The 15,091-nt window shown below is 65.7% G+C and carries 10 protein-coding genes; 7 read left to right on the forward strand and 3 right to left on the reverse strand.

Annotated elements, in window-relative coordinates; all coding sequences use genetic code 11:
- Positions 1 to 293 precede the first annotated feature (293 nt).
- Together GGC30_RS07385 and GGC30_RS07390 are read right to left on the reverse strand one after the other, a co-directional pair.
- Entirely contained in the window at positions 294 to 1,883 is a 1,590-nt protein-coding gene (locus GGC30_RS07385) for an MFS transporter (protein ID WP_153923294.1), read from the reverse strand.
- 25 nt (positions 1,884 to 1,908) lie between these two features.
- Complete coding sequence (locus GGC30_RS07390; protein ID WP_153923295.1) at positions 1,909 to 3,015, reverse strand: glycoside hydrolase family 105 protein; 1,107 nt, start codon at positions 3,013 to 3,015, stop codon at positions 1,909 to 1,911.
- A gap of 305 nt (positions 3,016 to 3,320) precedes the next feature.
- Here GGC30_RS07390 and kduI point away from each other — a divergent pair, with 305 nt between their 5' ends.
- The 7 genes from kduI to GGC30_RS07425 all read left to right on the forward strand — a co-directional run bounded on the left by kduI (position 3,321) and on the right by GGC30_RS07425 (position 11,627).
- Positions 3,321 to 4,166, forward strand: a complete 846-nt coding sequence (gene kduI / locus GGC30_RS07395; protein WP_153923317.1) for a 5-dehydro-4-deoxy-D-glucuronate isomerase — start codon at positions 3,321 to 3,323, stop codon at positions 4,164 to 4,166.
- Between the two features lie 25 nt (positions 4,167 to 4,191).
- Positions 4,192 to 4,950 carry a 2-dehydro-3-deoxy-D-gluconate 5-dehydrogenase KduD gene (gene kduD / locus GGC30_RS07400; protein WP_153923296.1) on the forward strand — a complete coding sequence of 253 codons (759 nt, stop codon included), beginning with the start codon at positions 4,192 to 4,194 and terminating at the stop codon, positions 4,948 to 4,950.
- A gap of 21 nt (positions 4,951 to 4,971) precedes the next feature.
- Positions 4,972 to 6,015: a sugar kinase gene (locus GGC30_RS07405; RefSeq protein ID WP_153923297.1), complete on the forward strand. Its 1,044-nt coding sequence runs from the start codon at positions 4,972 to 4,974 to the stop codon at positions 6,013 to 6,015.
- Between the two features lie 26 nt (positions 6,016 to 6,041).
- Positions 6,042 to 7,250: a rhamnogalacturonan acetylesterase gene (locus tag GGC30_RS07410; protein ID WP_228763656.1), complete on the forward strand. Its 1,209-nt coding sequence runs from the start codon at positions 6,042 to 6,044 to the stop codon at positions 7,248 to 7,250.
- A gap of 86 nt (positions 7,251 to 7,336) precedes the next feature.
- A complete protein-coding gene (locus GGC30_RS07415; RefSeq protein WP_228763657.1) occupies positions 7,337 to 7,654 on the forward strand; it encodes an L-rhamnose mutarotase in 318 nt (105 codons plus the stop codon).
- Positions 7,654 to 10,644: a beta-galactosidase gene (locus GGC30_RS07420; protein WP_153923298.1), complete on the forward strand. Its 2,991-nt coding sequence runs from the start codon at positions 7,654 to 7,656 to the stop codon at positions 10,642 to 10,644. Before GGC30_RS07415 ends, GGC30_RS07420 begins: the two co-directional genes overlap by 1 nt.
- Positions 10,641 to 11,627 carry an alpha/beta hydrolase gene (locus tag GGC30_RS07425; RefSeq protein ID WP_153923299.1) on the forward strand — a complete coding sequence of 329 codons (987 nt, stop codon included), beginning with the start codon at positions 10,641 to 10,643 and terminating at the stop codon, positions 11,625 to 11,627. Before GGC30_RS07420 ends, GGC30_RS07425 begins: the two co-directional genes overlap by 4 nt.
- A 299-nt stretch (positions 11,628 to 11,926) precedes the next feature.
- On the opposite strand, the gene GGC30_RS07430 is transcribed toward GGC30_RS07425, so the two are convergent.
- The gene (locus GGC30_RS07430) at positions 11,927 to 15,091 is read right to left on the reverse strand and encodes an efflux RND transporter permease subunit (RefSeq protein ID WP_153923300.1); all 3,165 of its coding nucleotides are present in this window, start codon (positions 15,089 to 15,091) and stop codon (positions 11,927 to 11,929) included.

The raw sequence follows: 15,091 nt of genomic DNA on the forward strand, positions 1-15,091 counted from the left end.
GCGGCCTTATTGTTCGAACGACGCCTTCGCGACCGCCCCCCGGCGGCCCTGATTTCGAAGGCTGAGGTGCGAGCGTCATTCACGCTCGGCAGATCATTTGCAGTTGGCGTTGGCGGCGGCGTCGATGACGTCTGCCCGCTGACGCGGCCTTCACGTTTCCCTCCGGCAAACGGTCCTTTGCGGACTCATCTTCTTGTTATGACAAGTTCATAACATCATCGACGCTTTGTGCCAAATATGAAATTTTGTTTTCATATTGTGGGATGGTGAAGTGCGCGCGGTGTAAAGTCGTTCTATGTCAGTCGGTTGCGGCCCCACAGGCGGTCGTATCGCCACCCCGTAAGGCTTTCGACTATGGTCTTGGCTTCAGGACTCGAAGGCTCTGTCTCGCCGGCGCGCAACCGGTCGATCTCGTGCATCAGGATGGCGTGACTGGGCTGATCCAACCGGAACGACCAGGACAAGATCGCGCCTGCCGCCATGACCAGCATCGGCCCGAACACCAGCAGACCCGCGACCGTGGCCACCGCGCCCGGCGTCTGAACGACCACAGCCCCCGCCGCCCCGGTCTTGGGCGAGATATAGCCTCCGGTTTCGATGATCCAGCCCGTCAGGATGATGGCCCCGGACTGAGCCACCTTGCGCACCAAAGTCATGACGCCGGCGAATATGCCCTCACGCCTTTGCCCGGTGACGGCCTCATCGACGTCCGGCAGATAGTTATAGACCGACCAGGGCACGAAGTTCAGCGTGCCGCGCCCCAACCCGGCCAAAACGATCGGCCCCAGCAGCCAGAAAGCTGCGCCCAGGTTGAACCCGCCCGAGACCGGATTGATCAGGGCGAACAGATCCTGCCCCCCGACCGTCGGCCGCACGAAATAGAAGATCAGCAGCAGCATCAGTGCGGCGGTGAAGAAGCCCGCCGCGATCCGATAGGCGACAACCGGCCCGATGCGGATGACCAGGTGGATCGCCACCATGACCGAGATCAGCTGGGCGACGTACATCACCGTCATCATCTGCGAGATCATGACCGTCGCGCCCAGCATCACGGTCGCCACGAAGATCGGGAAGGCGGTATTGAAGATGTCCTGGGAGATATAGCCGCCCAGATAGATCGACAGATGCTGGCGAAAGGCGCGGATGCGCAGCGTCGAAAACAGATCGCGAAACATGTTGACCGGGATCAGGGCCGCCCGGCGCAGGTTCAGCGGCTCGGCCTTCATCGCCTTTTCGTCGGCGGTGAACGGCCGCTCCCAGGTGAAGATCACCACTAGGATCACAACGGCGCTGAACAACAGGCCGAAGATCGCCGCCATGATCAGAAAGGTCTGAGCCGAATCCTTGCCGCCGAAGTTGTTGATGATCAGGGTCGGCAGATAGGACGCCAGGATGGCCGAGCTTTGCGCCACTAGCATGCGCGCGCCGGCGAACTTAGCCTTCTCCTTATAGTCCTTGGTCATCTCGGCCGCGAGCGTTTCCCAAGGGATGAGAAACATCGTGTAGAGCAGCTCGAAGAAGATGAAGGTCGCCAGATAATAGACGAAGGTCTGGCCGCTGATGAAGATCAGGGCGAAGCTGGGCAGCAGCGGAATGGTGATCAGCAGGAAGATCTTGCGCCGTCCCACCGTTCGCCCGATCCAGGTGTGGCGCAGATTGTCCGACACATACCCGATCAACGGGCAGGTGATGGCCTCCAATAGGCGCGGCAGGCCCAGGATCAGGCCTGCCTCAACCGGCGTGAGGTCGCAGAAGGTCGTGAAGAAGTAGAACAGCCAGCCGGTGATCACCGCCTGGGCGCCCGCCCCCAGCATATCGCCGGAGCCCCAGCCCCAGTAGTTGTACCAGCGCGGGGAGCGGGCGGACGATAGCGTGGACGTCATCTCGACTTCTCCAGACCGCGTCGCGTCAGATGTACTGACGCAGGAATTCGCCCAGGCACAGGATCGCCAGGGACTGGCCGTAGGGCATGGAGGTCAGGGGAATGTCCTTATAGCCCTGCAACTCATCGAAGACCGGCGTGCCGAACGACACCTGCTGCAACTCGCCGGCCTCCGAGATATTGGCCAGCACGCCCTTGATCGCCTTCAGCGCCATGGGGGCGTATTCGGCGCTGATGTAGCGTTTGCGGACCGCCTTCAGGATACCGTAAGCGAAGCCGGCGGTCGCCGACGCCTCCAGATAACTGTCCTCATCGGGGATCAGGGTGCGCCACAGGCCGCTTTCGTCCTGATGCTGGGCCAGGGCCTTCACTTGGGCCTCCAGCGTCTCGATCAGGAAGCGTCGCAGGCTGTCCTCGGGCGGCAGGTCCAGCAGTTCGATGAACTCAGGGATGGCGATGGTGACCCAGCAGTTCCCGCGCGCCCACAGGGCGTCGGCGAAGTTGTGCCGCCCCAGGAAGGTCCAGCCGTGGAACCACAGGCCGGTCTTGCGGTCGAACAGGTATTTGATGTGGATGAGGAACTGCTTCTTGGCTTCCTCGACATAGTGCGGGCGATCCAGCACCAGGCCGATCTTGGCCAGCGGAAGGACGCTCATCATCAGGGTGTCGTCCCACAGTTCCTGCGGGTTCTCATCATTGAAAACGATGTGCTGGAACCCGTCTTCCTCGGTGCGAGGCAGGCCGTCCATCAGCCATTCCGCCCAAATGTCCAGGTAGGGGATGAAGGTCTGGTCGCCCGTCTGCTCGTACAGATAGGCCAGGGTCAGGAAGGGCGAGACGGTGTTGATGTTCTTGGTCGGCGTTCCGGCGGCGAACCGGTCGCGGAACCAGTTCAGCATGATGTTCAGCGCTGCCGGATCATTGGTCTGCTCGTACAGCTTGTAGATGCCGTACAGGCCGATGCCGTGGGTCCATTCCCAGTCGTTCCAGCCCTTGGTGTCGATGACGCGGCCGTCTTCCAGACGCAGCAAGAACTCGCCGGTGTCGTCCTTGATGTTCACCAGATTATCCATCAGGCGCGCGATGGCGTCGCGGATGTCGGCGTAAGGCAAGTCGTGGATCAGGTTCGGCATCGCGGATTCCCAAGGCGCCGAAGCGCCGTCATGCATATCGGTGAATACGGACAGGCAGGGATTTCCACGGACACAACGGCGACAAGCCGTCATGCGCGCCCATGGCCTCCCCGATCGTTTCCACCTTGTTCTCGAAAACAGCGCCTAGCAACGCCGTCCCATTTCTTATATGCCATTCTCATTATGTGAGCATAAAGGGGTCGTCAAGAACGCCGCCTGGCTCTCTCAAGCCTTTGTGACGGACGTTCATCCAGAACCAGCCGTCACGATCAAACCGTTCGAGGCCAAAGACCATGTCCGATCCGATGTATGACAAGATTTATCAGGCGACCCATCCGGACATGATGGAAGGCGCGACAAACCAGCAACTGCGCGACCGCTATCTGGTCGGCGGCCTGTTCACGTCGGACAAGGTCAGCCTGAACTATTCGCACAACGAGCGGATGGTGTTGGGCGGAGCCATGCCGGTCGCCGGCACGCTGAGCCTGCCCACCCATTCCGAGCCGCCGTCATTGGCGGGCAAGCCCTTCCTGCACGCGCGCGAACTGGGCGTGGTCAACATCGGCGGCGCCGGCACGATCACCGTCGACGGCGAAACGGCCGATCTGGCCTTCCGCGACGGCCTGTATGTGCCGATGGGATCGAGCGACGTCACCTTCGCCTCGAAGAACGCGGCCGATCCGGCGCGCTTCTATCTGATCGCCATGCCGGCCCACGCCCGCTACGACTTGACCAAGATTTCGATCGACGAGGCCGTGCCGCTGGAGATGGGGGCGCTGGAAACCTCCAACGAGCGGACCATCTATCAGTACATCGTTCCCGCCAAGGTGAAGTCTTGCCAGCTGCTGCTGGGCGTCACGGTGCTGAAGCCCGGATCGGTGTGGAACACCATGCCGCCGCACCTGCACGACCGTCGCTCGGAGGCGTATCTCTACTTCGGCCTGGGCGAGAACGACCGCGTCTTCCACTTCATGGGCGAGCCGGACAACGCGCGCCACATCGTCATGGCCGATGGCGAGGCGGTGATCAGCCCCCCGTGGTCGATCCATATGGGCTCCGGCACGTCCAACTACACCTTCATCTGGGGCATGGGCGGCGAGAACCTCGACTACACCGACATGTGCAAGCTCGACATCTGCCAACTGCGCTGATCAGGCCTTGAGAGGAAGCACCGTCATGAGCAATCCGTTCGACCTGACCGGCAAGGTCGCCCTGGTCACCGGCGGCAACGTGGGTCTGGGCCAAGGCATCGCCCTGGCCCTTGCCGAAGCCGGCGCCGACATCGTCTCGGTCGCCCTGTCGGTGTCCGACGACACGGTCGCTAAGGTCCAGGCGATGGGCCGTCGCGCCCACGCGATCAGCGCCGACCTGACCTCGATCGAGCCGGTCGAGCGCGTAGTTCAGGAAGCTCTGGCCGCCATGGGCCGGATCGATATCCTGGTGAACAACGCCGGCCTGATCCGTCGCGCCGACGCCGTCGACTTCACCGAGGCCGACTGGGACCTGGTGATGAACATCAACCTGAAGACCGTCTTTTTCATGAGCCAGGCGGTCGCTCGTTTGTTCATCAAACAGGGCGATGGCGGCAAGATCATCAACATCGCTTCCATGTTGTCCTTCCAGGGCGGGATCCGCGTGCCGTCCTATACGGCGTCCAAATCGGGCGTCGCCGGCCTGACCAAGCTGATGGCCAACGAATGGGCCCCGCACCGCATCACCGCCAACGCCATCGCCCCCGGCTATTTCGCCACGGCCAACACCCAGGCCCTGCGCGAGGACCCGGTCCGGTCGGCCGAGATCCTGGGCCGCATCCCGGCCGGTCGCTGGGGCGAGCCGTCGGACCTGGGCGGCGCGGCCGTCTTCCTGGCCAGCCGGGCCTCCGACTACGTCCAAGGGGCCATCCTGCCGGTCGACGGCGGCTGGCAGGCGCGCTGATCCGAGGCTAGAGTTGCGACCATGACCCAAGCTGCATCTTCCCGCCGCATCCTCTGCTTTGGCGAGATGCTGCTGCGGTTTTCGCCCAACGCCAATGAACTGCTGATGCAGTCGCCTGCGCTGACCGTGCGTCCGGCCGGCGCCGAGGCCAATGTTGCCGTGTCGCTGGCCCGCTTCGGTGCGCCGACCGGCATGGCGACGGTCTTGGCCGACAATGCGCTGGGTCGAGGCGTCCGCGACGAGGTGCGCAAGCACGGCGTCGATACCTCTCAGATCGTGTTCAAACCGGGCCGAATGGGCCTGTATTTCCTGACGCCCGGCGCCGTACGGCGTCCGTCGGAGGTGCTGTACGACCGCGCGGGTTCGGCCTTCGTCGAGCACGTCAATACGGCGTTCGACTGGGACCAGTTGCTGGACGGGGTCGAATGGCTGCACGCTTCGGGCGTGACCCCTGCGACAGGACCGAACGGTTCTTCCGCCGCTGTCGCCCTCATCGAGGCCGCCGTCCACAAGGGCGTGAAGATCAGCTATGACGGCAACTTCCGCGGCAAGTTGTGGGAACAGTGGGACGGCGATCCCCCGACCACGCTTGGCAAGATGCTGGCGGGCGCCACGGTCGCCTTCGCCGACGACCGCGACTTCGCCCTGGTGCTGAAGACGAAGTTCGACAGCGCCGATCCGGCCGTGCGTCGCCGCGAAGCCGCCAGGGCCGCCTTCGCCGCCTTTCCCCGCCTCCAACGCATCGCCTGCACCTTACGGGTTCAGGAAAGCGTGGCCGACCAGGCCCTGTCCGCCGTCATGCTGACGCGGAACGGCGACGACGTGATCGAGACCAAAGCCGAGGCCATTCACATGGTCGGCGTCATCGACCGCGTCGGCGGCGGCGACGCCTTCGCCTCGGGCGTCCTGTTCGGTCTGTGGAGCGGATGGTCGGATCAGGAGGCTCTCGACTTCGGCCTCGCCGCCGCCGGCTTGAAACATTCCGTGCCCGGCGATTTAAACCTTTTCACCGCCGACGACGTGCGCGCCGCCATGGGCGACGGCGGGTTCGATATCCGGCGATAGGCCGCCCCTCGCGAAGAGACACCCCGATGCTGACGGCGATCCTGATGGTGGCGACGATATCGACCTGGCGCTTCGACCTGGCGACCCAGCCGAGCTCGCCGGGCCGGATCGCGGTTCCGCCCAGCCAGACCTATCAGCCAGGCGGCTATGGCTTCGAGCCACAGGCGACGTCGGACGGATATGTCTTCTCGGCGGCTGTCCCCGAGGGTTTCTATCGCGTCACCATCCGCTTCGGCGGGCCCGAGGCCGGACGCACCACGGTCAAGGCCGAGGCCCGGCGGCTGATGGCGCGAGACATCGTCACTGCGCCGGACGTCTATCAGACCCGCAGCTTCATCGTTTCTGTGCGCGGCCCTTCCCTGCCCTCGCCGCCCGCCAATGCGCCGGGCGGATCAACCGTCGTGTTGACGCCGCAGGAGATCGCCTCGCGCACCTGGGACGATCGGCTGACGTTGGAGTTTCTGGGCCATCCACAGGTCTCCACCATCGACATCGCGCCGGTCGAGGCGCCCGTGATCTATCTGGCGGGGGATTCTACCGTCACCGACCAACCGTCCGAACCGGCCGCCAGCTGGGGCCAGATGCTGCCCGCCCTGCTGACACCTGACATCGCCGTAGCCAACTACGCCCAGTCGGGCGAGACGCTAAAGTCATTCATCAGCGAACTGAGACTGGCCAAGATCCTGACCACGCTGAAGACCGGGGACTGGTTGCTGATCCAGTTCGGCCACAACGATCAGAAGGTCCAATGGCCCCAGACCTACGCGGCTCCCGACACGACCTATCCGGCCTATCTGAAGGTCTTCATCGCCGAGGCGAAGCGACGCGGCGCCCATCCGGTCCTTGTCACCTCGCCCGAGCGTCGCAACTTCCGCGACGGACGCATCCAGGACACCCTAGGCGCCTATGCCGAGGCCGCACGCCGAGTCGCGCGCGAGGAAGACGTGCCTCTGATCGACCTAAACGACGCCGCCCGCCGCATCTACGAGGCGCTGGGTGAGGATCGAGCTGCGGCCCTGTTCAACGACGGCGGGGCCGACCGCACCCACCACGACAATGCAGGCGCCTGGCTTCTGGCCCGCGCCGTCGCCGTCCAGCTTGCCGAAAAGGCTCCCGATCTGGCGGCCCATATCGCGCCCAGCTTCCGCACCTTGACGCCGGACGCCCCGCCGATGGCCGAGACCGACATCGCGCCCAGCCTGATGGCCAGCCCCGAGCGCCCACGCGGCGATTGATCGCGCAGCAGGAAGTTTGACGCGCCGCCCCGGACAATCTACCAAATGATGAAACAGAATACCGAATAATCGGAACTGGAGGAATCATGAGCGCGCTTCACGCCTTTCGCATGCAGCTCAAGCCCGGCGCCGTCGCCGAGTACAAGGCGCGGCATGACGCGATCTGGCCGCAACTGGCCGAACTGCTGAAGAACAGCGGCGTCAGCGACTATTCGATCTTCCTGGACGAAGAGACCCTGTCCCTGTTCGCCGTCCTGCGGCGTGCCGAGAACCATACCTTGGACGACCTGCCCAACCACCCGCTGATGCGCAAATGGTGGACGCATATGGCGCCCCTGATGGAGGTCGAGCCGGGCGACAAGCCGCGTGAATGGTCGCTGCAACTGATGTTCCATCAAGCCTGATGCGCGCCCTTCTCCTCGCGGCTGCCGTCGCCGCCGCCGCCCCGCTGATACAGGCTTCCACCGCCATCGCCCAGACGGCCCACGCCACCGCCGATTTCACCGCCCCCGCCCAGACTTTCGGACGCGTCTCCTATGACGCCCGATCCCTGATGATCGACGGCAAGCGCCTGGTCATCTGGTCCAGCGAGATGCACCCCTTCCGCCTGCCCAGCCCCGAGCTGTGGCGCGATGTGCTGCAGAAGATGAAGGCCAGCGGATTCAATACCGTCGCCTTCTATTTCGACTGGGGCTATCACAGCCCCAAACAGGGGGTTTACGATTTCACCGGCATCCGCGACCTGGATCGGTTGCTGAAGATGTCCGAGGAAGAGGGCCTGTACGTCATCGTCCGGCCCGGTCCCTACGCCAACGCCGAACTGACGCGTGGCGGTTTCCCCGGGTGGCTGGTCAATCAGCGCGCGCCGTCGCGCACGGATTCGCCGGACTATCTGGTCGCCGCCGACGAATGGATGACCCAAGTCAACGCCATCATCGCCCGCCATCAGATCAATGGCGACGGCCGGGGCAATCAGGGCTCGGTCATCCTTTATCAGATCGAGAACGAGCTGGCGGTCACGACCCCGGCGCACCGCCGCTACATGGATCACCTCTACGCCAAGGCGCGGGCCGACGGCATCAATGTGCCGATCTTCCATAACGACCAGGGCCGCAACGGCTATTGGGCGCCCGAGAGCTCGTCCGTCGACAAGGTGGTGCATGGCCCTGTCGATCTCTACGCCTTCGACGGCTATCCTGGCGGGACCTGTACCGTGGGCGGCCAGGTCACGCGCGGCGCGGCGGCCCCCGACTGGGGCTTTTATGGTCCGGGCGGCGCCAAGGGCGGCGCGTCGGCCTCGTCCTCGACTCCCGGTTTCATGGCCGAGATCGGCGGCGGCTGGTTCGACTATTGGGGCTCCAACGGCGGCTATGAGTGCAACGCCCGTCAACGCGGCGAGCGGTTCCAGCGCGTCTTCTACGGCGTGAACCTGGCCAACGGCATTTCTCTGCAGAGTATCTATGTCGGCTTTGGCGGCACCAGCTGGGGCTGGCTGGCGGCGCCGGTGGTCTTCACCAGCTACGACTATGGCGCGGCCATCTCCGAGGCGCGCGAAATACGGCCGAAGGCTGAGGAGATGAAGCAGCTGGCGGGCCTGCTGGAGTCGGTGCCCGATTTGGCCGGCATGATCCCCGCCGGGCCGGTGGAGATCTCGTCGCCGAACATCCAAGTCTATCATAACCGCAGCCCGGAGACGGACGCCCGCTTCCTGCTGGTCACGCACGAGCCGTCGAACGGCCAGACGAACGACGACTTCACCGTCACCGCGAACCTGCCAGACGGCCGCTACATCGTACCGATGACGCTGAGCGGCTTTGACGCCAAATGGCTGGTCGCCGGGGTCGATCTGGCCGGTCAGCGGCTGGTCTATTCGACGTCGGAGGTCCAAGCGGTCCTGCCGTCGGCGCGCCAGCCGGTCGCGTTGATGTATGGCCGCAAGGACGAGCCCGGCCAGACAGTGCTGCGCTTCGCCTCGGGCCCTACCGTGACGGTGCTGGACGGTCAGGTCCGCTCTGCCTTCGACGCGGCGACCGGCGACCTGAAGCTGGATTACGCCCATCAGGGCCTGGCCCGCGTGAAGATCACCGGCGGCGGTCATCCCGACCTTCTGCTGTTGATCGGCGAAGAAAAGGAAGCCGCCCGCTTCTGGCGTCAGGGTGATGTCCTGGTGCGCGGCCCCGCCCTGCTGCGTCACGCCCGCATCGAGCGCGGCCAGTTGATGCTGACCGGCGACACCCGCGAGCCGACGCCGCTGGAGTTGTGGTCGTCCCAGCCGGTCCGGTCCGTCCGTTGGAACGGCGCGACCGTCGCTACCCGCGCCACGGCCTCTGGCGGACTGGAAGCCCGGTCCGCCCTGCCCGGCCCGGCCGATTTCGCCTTGCCGGTTCTCACGAACTGGCGCACGGCCCCCGGATCGCCCGAGGCCAAGCCGGACTTCGACGACCGCGACTGGCAGACCGTCGACAACCGCGCCTACGCCAGCAACACCCTGCGACCCGACGGCCAGCCGAACATGTTGATGGACGCCTATGGCTTTCACGAAGGCGACGTCTGGTATCGCGGCCGGTTCGAGGGCGGTCCGAACGCCGAGACGATCGAGTTGTTCTACGGCGCAGGCGGCGCCGGGATGCTGCAACTGTTCCTGGACGGCGAACTGGTCGGTCAGGACGAACTGCCCACCGGCATGCCGCGTCCGATCACCACCGGCATGGCGCGCTTCACCCTGCCCGACGCCGCCCGTACGCCGGGTCCGCACGTCCTGTCGGTCATGGTGCGCAACAACGGCCATAACTGGAATCTGGACGCCAACGACTTCCACAAGGAAGCGCGGGGCCTGGTCTCGGCCTCGGTCGGACCACGCAGCGGGCCGGGCTTCTCGGTGCCTGTCGCCTGGAAGATCCAGGGCCGTCAGGGCGGCGAGGATTTCACCGACACCGTGCGCGGGGTCGCCAACAACGGCGGCCTGTTCGGCGAGCGCAACGGCTGGCACCTGCCGCAGTTCGACGATACGCGCTGGAGCGCCGCCACGGTCGGCCAGCCCCTTCAGCCGGGCGTGACCTGGTATCGTACAGGTTTCGACCTGAACGTGCCCCAGGATCAAGACGCCTCCATCGCCCTGGCGTTCGGTGACATCGACAAGCCGCGTTCGGACACGGCCTATCGCGTGCTGATCTTCGTCAATGGCTGGCACATGGGCCAGTTCATCGCCAACGTCGGGCCGCAACGGGTCTTCACCCTGCCGGAGGGCATACTGAACTCACGCGGCCGCAACAGCATCGCCCTGGCCGTCTCGACCGACGGCGCGCCCGGCAATGTGCTGGAGGACGTGCGGCTGATCACCCAGCGCAATGTGCGCGGCGGCGTTCAGACCACGACGGAAGGATCGCGTCGATGAACGCGCCTCGCCTTCCGCGTCGGACCCTCCTGGCCTTCGGCGCGGGCGCATTCATTGCGCCCGCCGTCGCCCGCGCGCAAACGGCGTCTTCGACCACGCCTGCCGTCTCAGCGCCATTCGAGGTCCGCCCCCTGTGGCCCGGCGCCGCGCCAGGCGGTGAAGCGGTGACGGTTCAGGAACAGGTCGTCCTGCGCAATCCGAATGGCGATCCCAACGACACGGCCTTCGTCCACGTGCGCGATCCGTGGATCATGCTGCGTCGCCCGTCCCGGCCCAATGGCGCGGCCATCCTAATGATCCCCGGCGGAGGCTATCAGCGCGTCGCCGTCAGCAAGGCGGGCGGCGACATCGACGCGCGTTTGGCCGAAATGGGCTACACCGTCTTCGTCATGGACTACCGCCTGCCCGCCGACGGCTGGGCCGCCGGTCCCGCCGTCGCGTTGCAGGACGCCCAGCGCGCCATCCGCATCGTCCGCTCGCGCGCCGCGGAACTGGGCTTCGATCCGAACCGTGTCGCGGTCGCCGGCTTCTCGGCCGGAGGTCATGTGGCGGGCCTGCTGGCGACACGCTTCGCCCAGGACGCCTACGCTCCCGTCGACGCCATCGACGGCCTGCCGACCCGGCCCGACTTCGCCGGATTGATATTCCCCGTCGTCACCCTGACCCAGCCCTACGCCCACGGCCCCTCCGCCCGCGCCTTGGTGGGCAGCGATCCGACAGACGCCGCGCGCGACGCCTGGTCCATCGAACGCCATGTCCCCGCCGATATGCCTCCGACCTTCATCGCCTCGGCGGCGGACGACCGCGTGGTGCCGGTCGAGAACAGTCTGATGCTGTGGCAGGCCTTGCGCGCGCAGAACCTAGCCAGCGAACTGCATGTGTTCGAGAAGGGGGGCCACGGCCTAACCGATCCCGGTCAGCTAGGCCCGTCCGCATGGGAAAGTCTGTTTGACGCTTTCGTGCAGCGCGTCCGGTCGACCTGAGCCGTATTGACCCAGCTACGGTCGGAAAACAGGGTGAGAGGATTTGCCGGGGGCGCGGCGGGCAAAGAATTTTGAATTTCTCGACGCCGTTGTGGAGGCCTATGCGACGACCCACGACGCGTGTTGGGAAAAACCCCAAACGCCGAGATCAACGGACCGCGACGATCAAGGATCACGCCTGCATTTCTGGCTCATAGTTGACTGTGAAAATGTCTCTTTCTGCGCAACGCGCGCACGTCGCTGCCCGCGCGACTTTTCAAAGCCGTCTTCGTCGCGCAGGCATTAATCAAAACTATCGATCAGTCGGGAGCCGCACCGGCTTTCCGCCATGCCGCGAGCACCGGCAGGACGATGAGGGTGAGGACCGTTGCGGTGGTCAGGCCGCCGATGACGACTGTGGCCAAGGGTTTTTGCACCTCGGCGCCTGCGCCTGAGGCGAACGCCATGGGAACGAAGCCGAGGACGGCGACCAGGGCCGTGGTCAGGACGGCGCGCAGACGGCTGACGGCGCCGTAGAGCGCCGCCTTGGCCGGCGGGTCGCCCTCGGTCAGGCGTTGGCGGATGGCCTGCATCAGCACCAGGCCGTTCAGCGTAGCCACGCCCGAGACGGCGATGAAGCCGACCGCTGCGCTGATCGACAGCGGCATCCCGCGCAGCGCCAGCGCCAACGCGCCGCCCACCAGGGCCAGCGGCACGCCTGCGAACACCAGGGCGGCGTCCTTCCATGATCGCAGCGCCAGCACGAGCAGCAGGCCGATGGTCAGGAAGACGATCGGCACGATCAGCGCCAGACGGGCCGAGGCGCGTTGCAGGTTCTCGAACTGACCGCCCCAGTCGATCCAGCCGGACGGCGGCGGCTGGACCTGTTCGGCGACCTTGCCTTGCGCCTCCGCGACGAAGCCGCCCAGGTCGCGTCCGCGGACATTGGCCTGGACGATCATGCGGCGCTTGCCGTCGGCGCGGCTGATCTGGTTCGGTCCCTCGCCGACGTCGAAACGTGCGACAGAAGACAGAGGCACGGTCGGCGCCCCGGACTGGGCGTTCTCGGGCATGACCGGCAGCTGCTCCATGACGGCCGGATCGGCGCGCAGGGCGTCGTCCAGCCGCACCACCACATCGAAGCGTCGGTCGCCCTCATTGACCTGACCGGCCGAGCGACCGGCGAAGGCGATGGCCAGGGCGTCCGCAGCGTCGGAGGCATGGATCCCTTGCGCCGCCGCCACCGTGCGATCCACGCTGGCGGTGATGGTCGGCTGGCCCGAAACCTGCTCGACCCGTACGTCCGCCGCGCCCTCGATGCCGTTCAGGACGCCCGCGACCTGCTGGGCCGTGCGCTCCATGGCGGCGAAATCATCGCCATAGACCATGACCGCCACGTCCGAACGCACACCCGCGATCAGTTCGTTGAACCGCATCTCGATGGGCTGGGTGAACTCGTAATTGTTGCCCAGCAGGGTGGAGAGCCGCGTCTCCATATCCGCCACCAGATCGACTTTCGGCAGTCGCGGGTCGGGCCAGTCTTTACGATCTTTCAGGATAACGAAGGTGTCCGAGATCGATGGCGGCATGGGGTCGGATGCGACTTCTGCTGTGCCGGTGCGGGTGAAGACCCGATCGACCTGGGGCATGGCCTTCAGCGCGCGCTCGACCTGAAACTGCATCGCCTGGCTCTGTTCCAGCGAGGTCGAGGGCACGCGCAGCGCCTGGACCAGCACATCGCCCTCATCCAGTTGCGGCACGAACTCGCGCCCCAATGTCAGGAAGGCGAGGACGCCGGCCAGCAAGGCGACACCCGCGCCGACAAGGACGCGCCGTGGTCGGGCGATGGCGTGTGCAAGAAGCGGCTGGTAATGCGCCTTGGCCGCGCGGGTCAGCCGCGTCTCCTCATGATCCGCCCTGGGCTCGCGCACCAACAGGGCGGCCATGGCGGGCACGAAGGTGAAGCTGAGGATGAAGGCGGCGGCGAGCGCCAGCATGACGGTGGCGGCCATCGGGCCGAACATCTTGCCTTCCACCCCTTCGAACATCAGCAAGGGCGCATAGACCAGCAGGATAATCGCCTGGCCGAAGGCCGCCGGCCGGGCCATTTCGCGCGCTGAGGCGGCGGCGACCGACAGCCGTTCGGCGGTCTTCAGAGGCCGACCCGTCTCCGTCCGCTTCAGGCTCAGGCGGCGCAGGGTGTTCTCGATCACCACCACGGCGCCGTCGACGATCAGGCCGAAATCCAGCGCGCCCAGGCTGAGCAGATTGGCGCTGATCCCGAAACGGTTCATCGCCGAGGCGGCGAACAGGAAGCTCAGCGGAATCACCAGGGCGGTGATGATCGCCGCCCGAACGTTGCCCAGGGCGAAGAACAGCACGGCGACGACCAGCAGGGCGCCGAGCAACAGATTGTGCTCCACCGTGCGGATGGTCGCCTCGACCAGTTCGGTACGGTCCAGTTCGGGCTTGAGGACAACGCCGGGCGGCAGGCTGGGCGCAATGGCCTTCAGCCGTTCGCCGACGCGGTGCGCCACCTCTCGCGAGTTCTCCCCCTGAAGCATCAGGGCCGTGCCGACCACCGTCTCGCGGCCGTCGGCGCTGGCGGATCCCAAACGGGGCGCGCGGCCGATCTCGACCGTGGCCACGTCGGACACTCGGATCACCTGGCCGCCCCGGTTCAGGATCGGCGTCTGGGCGAGGTCGTTCAGGCTCTTCAGCCGAGCGTCGGCGCGTACGATATAGGCCTCGCCCGCACGATTGACGTATCCGGCGCCGGCGATGCGATTGGCGTGCTCCAACGCCTCGACCAGTTGCACCAGGCCGACGCCATAGGCGGCCAGTCGGCTGGGGTCGGGGTGGACCGCATATTCCTTCACATAGCCGCCCAGCACATCGACGCCGGCGACGCCGGGCACGGTCTTCAGCTGGGGCGCGACTAGCCAGTCCTGAACCGTGCGCAGATAGGTGGCCTTTTCCTGGTCGGTGACGAGGCGTTCGCCCTCGGGCGTGACATAGACCGCGCCCGTTCGCGCCGCAGGGCCGGTCAGTTTCAGCGTCCAGATGTAGACTTCGCCCAGGCCGGTCACGACCGGACCCATCGAGGGAGAAAGCCCCCCTGGCAAATCTTCGCGCGCGGCCTGCAGTCGTTCATTGACCAGATTGCGGGCGAAATAGATGTCGGTCGCATCAGTGAAGACGGCGGTGATCTGCGAGAAGCCATGGCGCGACAGGGAGCGGGTCTCGGTCAGGCCCGGCAGCCCCGCCAGCGCCGTCTCCAGCGGGAAGGTGACCTGGCGTTCGACCTCTTCGGGTCCTAGCGCCGGCGCGACCGTGGTGATCTGCACCTGGCGATTGGTGATGTCGGGCACGGCGTCGATGGGCAGATGCAGCAGTTCGCGCCCGCCCAGGATGGCCAGGACGACGGCCAGTCCCACGACCAGCCAGCGGAAACGCACGGAGGCGTCGATGATCCGGTTCAGCAT

The organism is Brevundimonas sp. SPF441 (assembly GCF_009661015.1).
GTDB lineage: Bacteria > Pseudomonadota > Alphaproteobacteria > Caulobacterales > Caulobacteraceae > Brevundimonas > Brevundimonas vesicularis.

What these genes read in the sequence shown, in the direction of transcription:
- GGC30_RS07385 (WP_153923294.1), bottom strand. Translation starts at nt 1,883, where the DNA reads ATGACGTCCACGCTATCGTCCGCCCGCTCCCCGCGCTGGTACAACTAC.
- GGC30_RS07390 (WP_153923295.1), bottom strand. Translation starts at nt 3,015, where the DNA reads ATGCCGAACCTGATCCACGACTTGCCTTACGCCGACATCCGCGACGCC.
- kduI (WP_153923317.1), top strand. Translation starts at nt 3,321, where the DNA reads ATGTATGACAAGATTTATCAGGCGACCCATCCGGACATGATGGAAGGC.
- kduD (WP_153923296.1), top strand. Translation starts at nt 4,192, where the DNA reads ATGAGCAATCCGTTCGACCTGACCGGCAAGGTCGCCCTGGTCACCGGC.
- GGC30_RS07405 (WP_153923297.1), top strand. Translation starts at nt 4,972, where the DNA reads ATGACCCAAGCTGCATCTTCCCGCCGCATCCTCTGCTTTGGCGAGATG.
- GGC30_RS07410 (WP_228763656.1), top strand. Translation starts at nt 6,042, where the DNA reads ATGCTGACGGCGATCCTGATGGTGGCGACGATATCGACCTGGCGCTTC.
- GGC30_RS07415 (WP_228763657.1), top strand. Translation starts at nt 7,337, where the DNA reads ATGAGCGCGCTTCACGCCTTTCGCATGCAGCTCAAGCCCGGCGCCGTC.
- GGC30_RS07420 (WP_153923298.1), top strand. Translation starts at nt 7,654, where the DNA reads ATGCGCGCCCTTCTCCTCGCGGCTGCCGTCGCCGCCGCCGCCCCGCTG.
- GGC30_RS07425 (WP_153923299.1), top strand. Translation starts at nt 10,641, where the DNA reads ATGAACGCGCCTCGCCTTCCGCGTCGGACCCTCCTGGCCTTCGGCGCG.
- GGC30_RS07430 (WP_153923300.1), bottom strand. Translation starts at nt 15,091, where the DNA reads ATGCTGAACCGGATCATCGACGCCTCCGTGCGTTTCCGCTGGCTGGTC.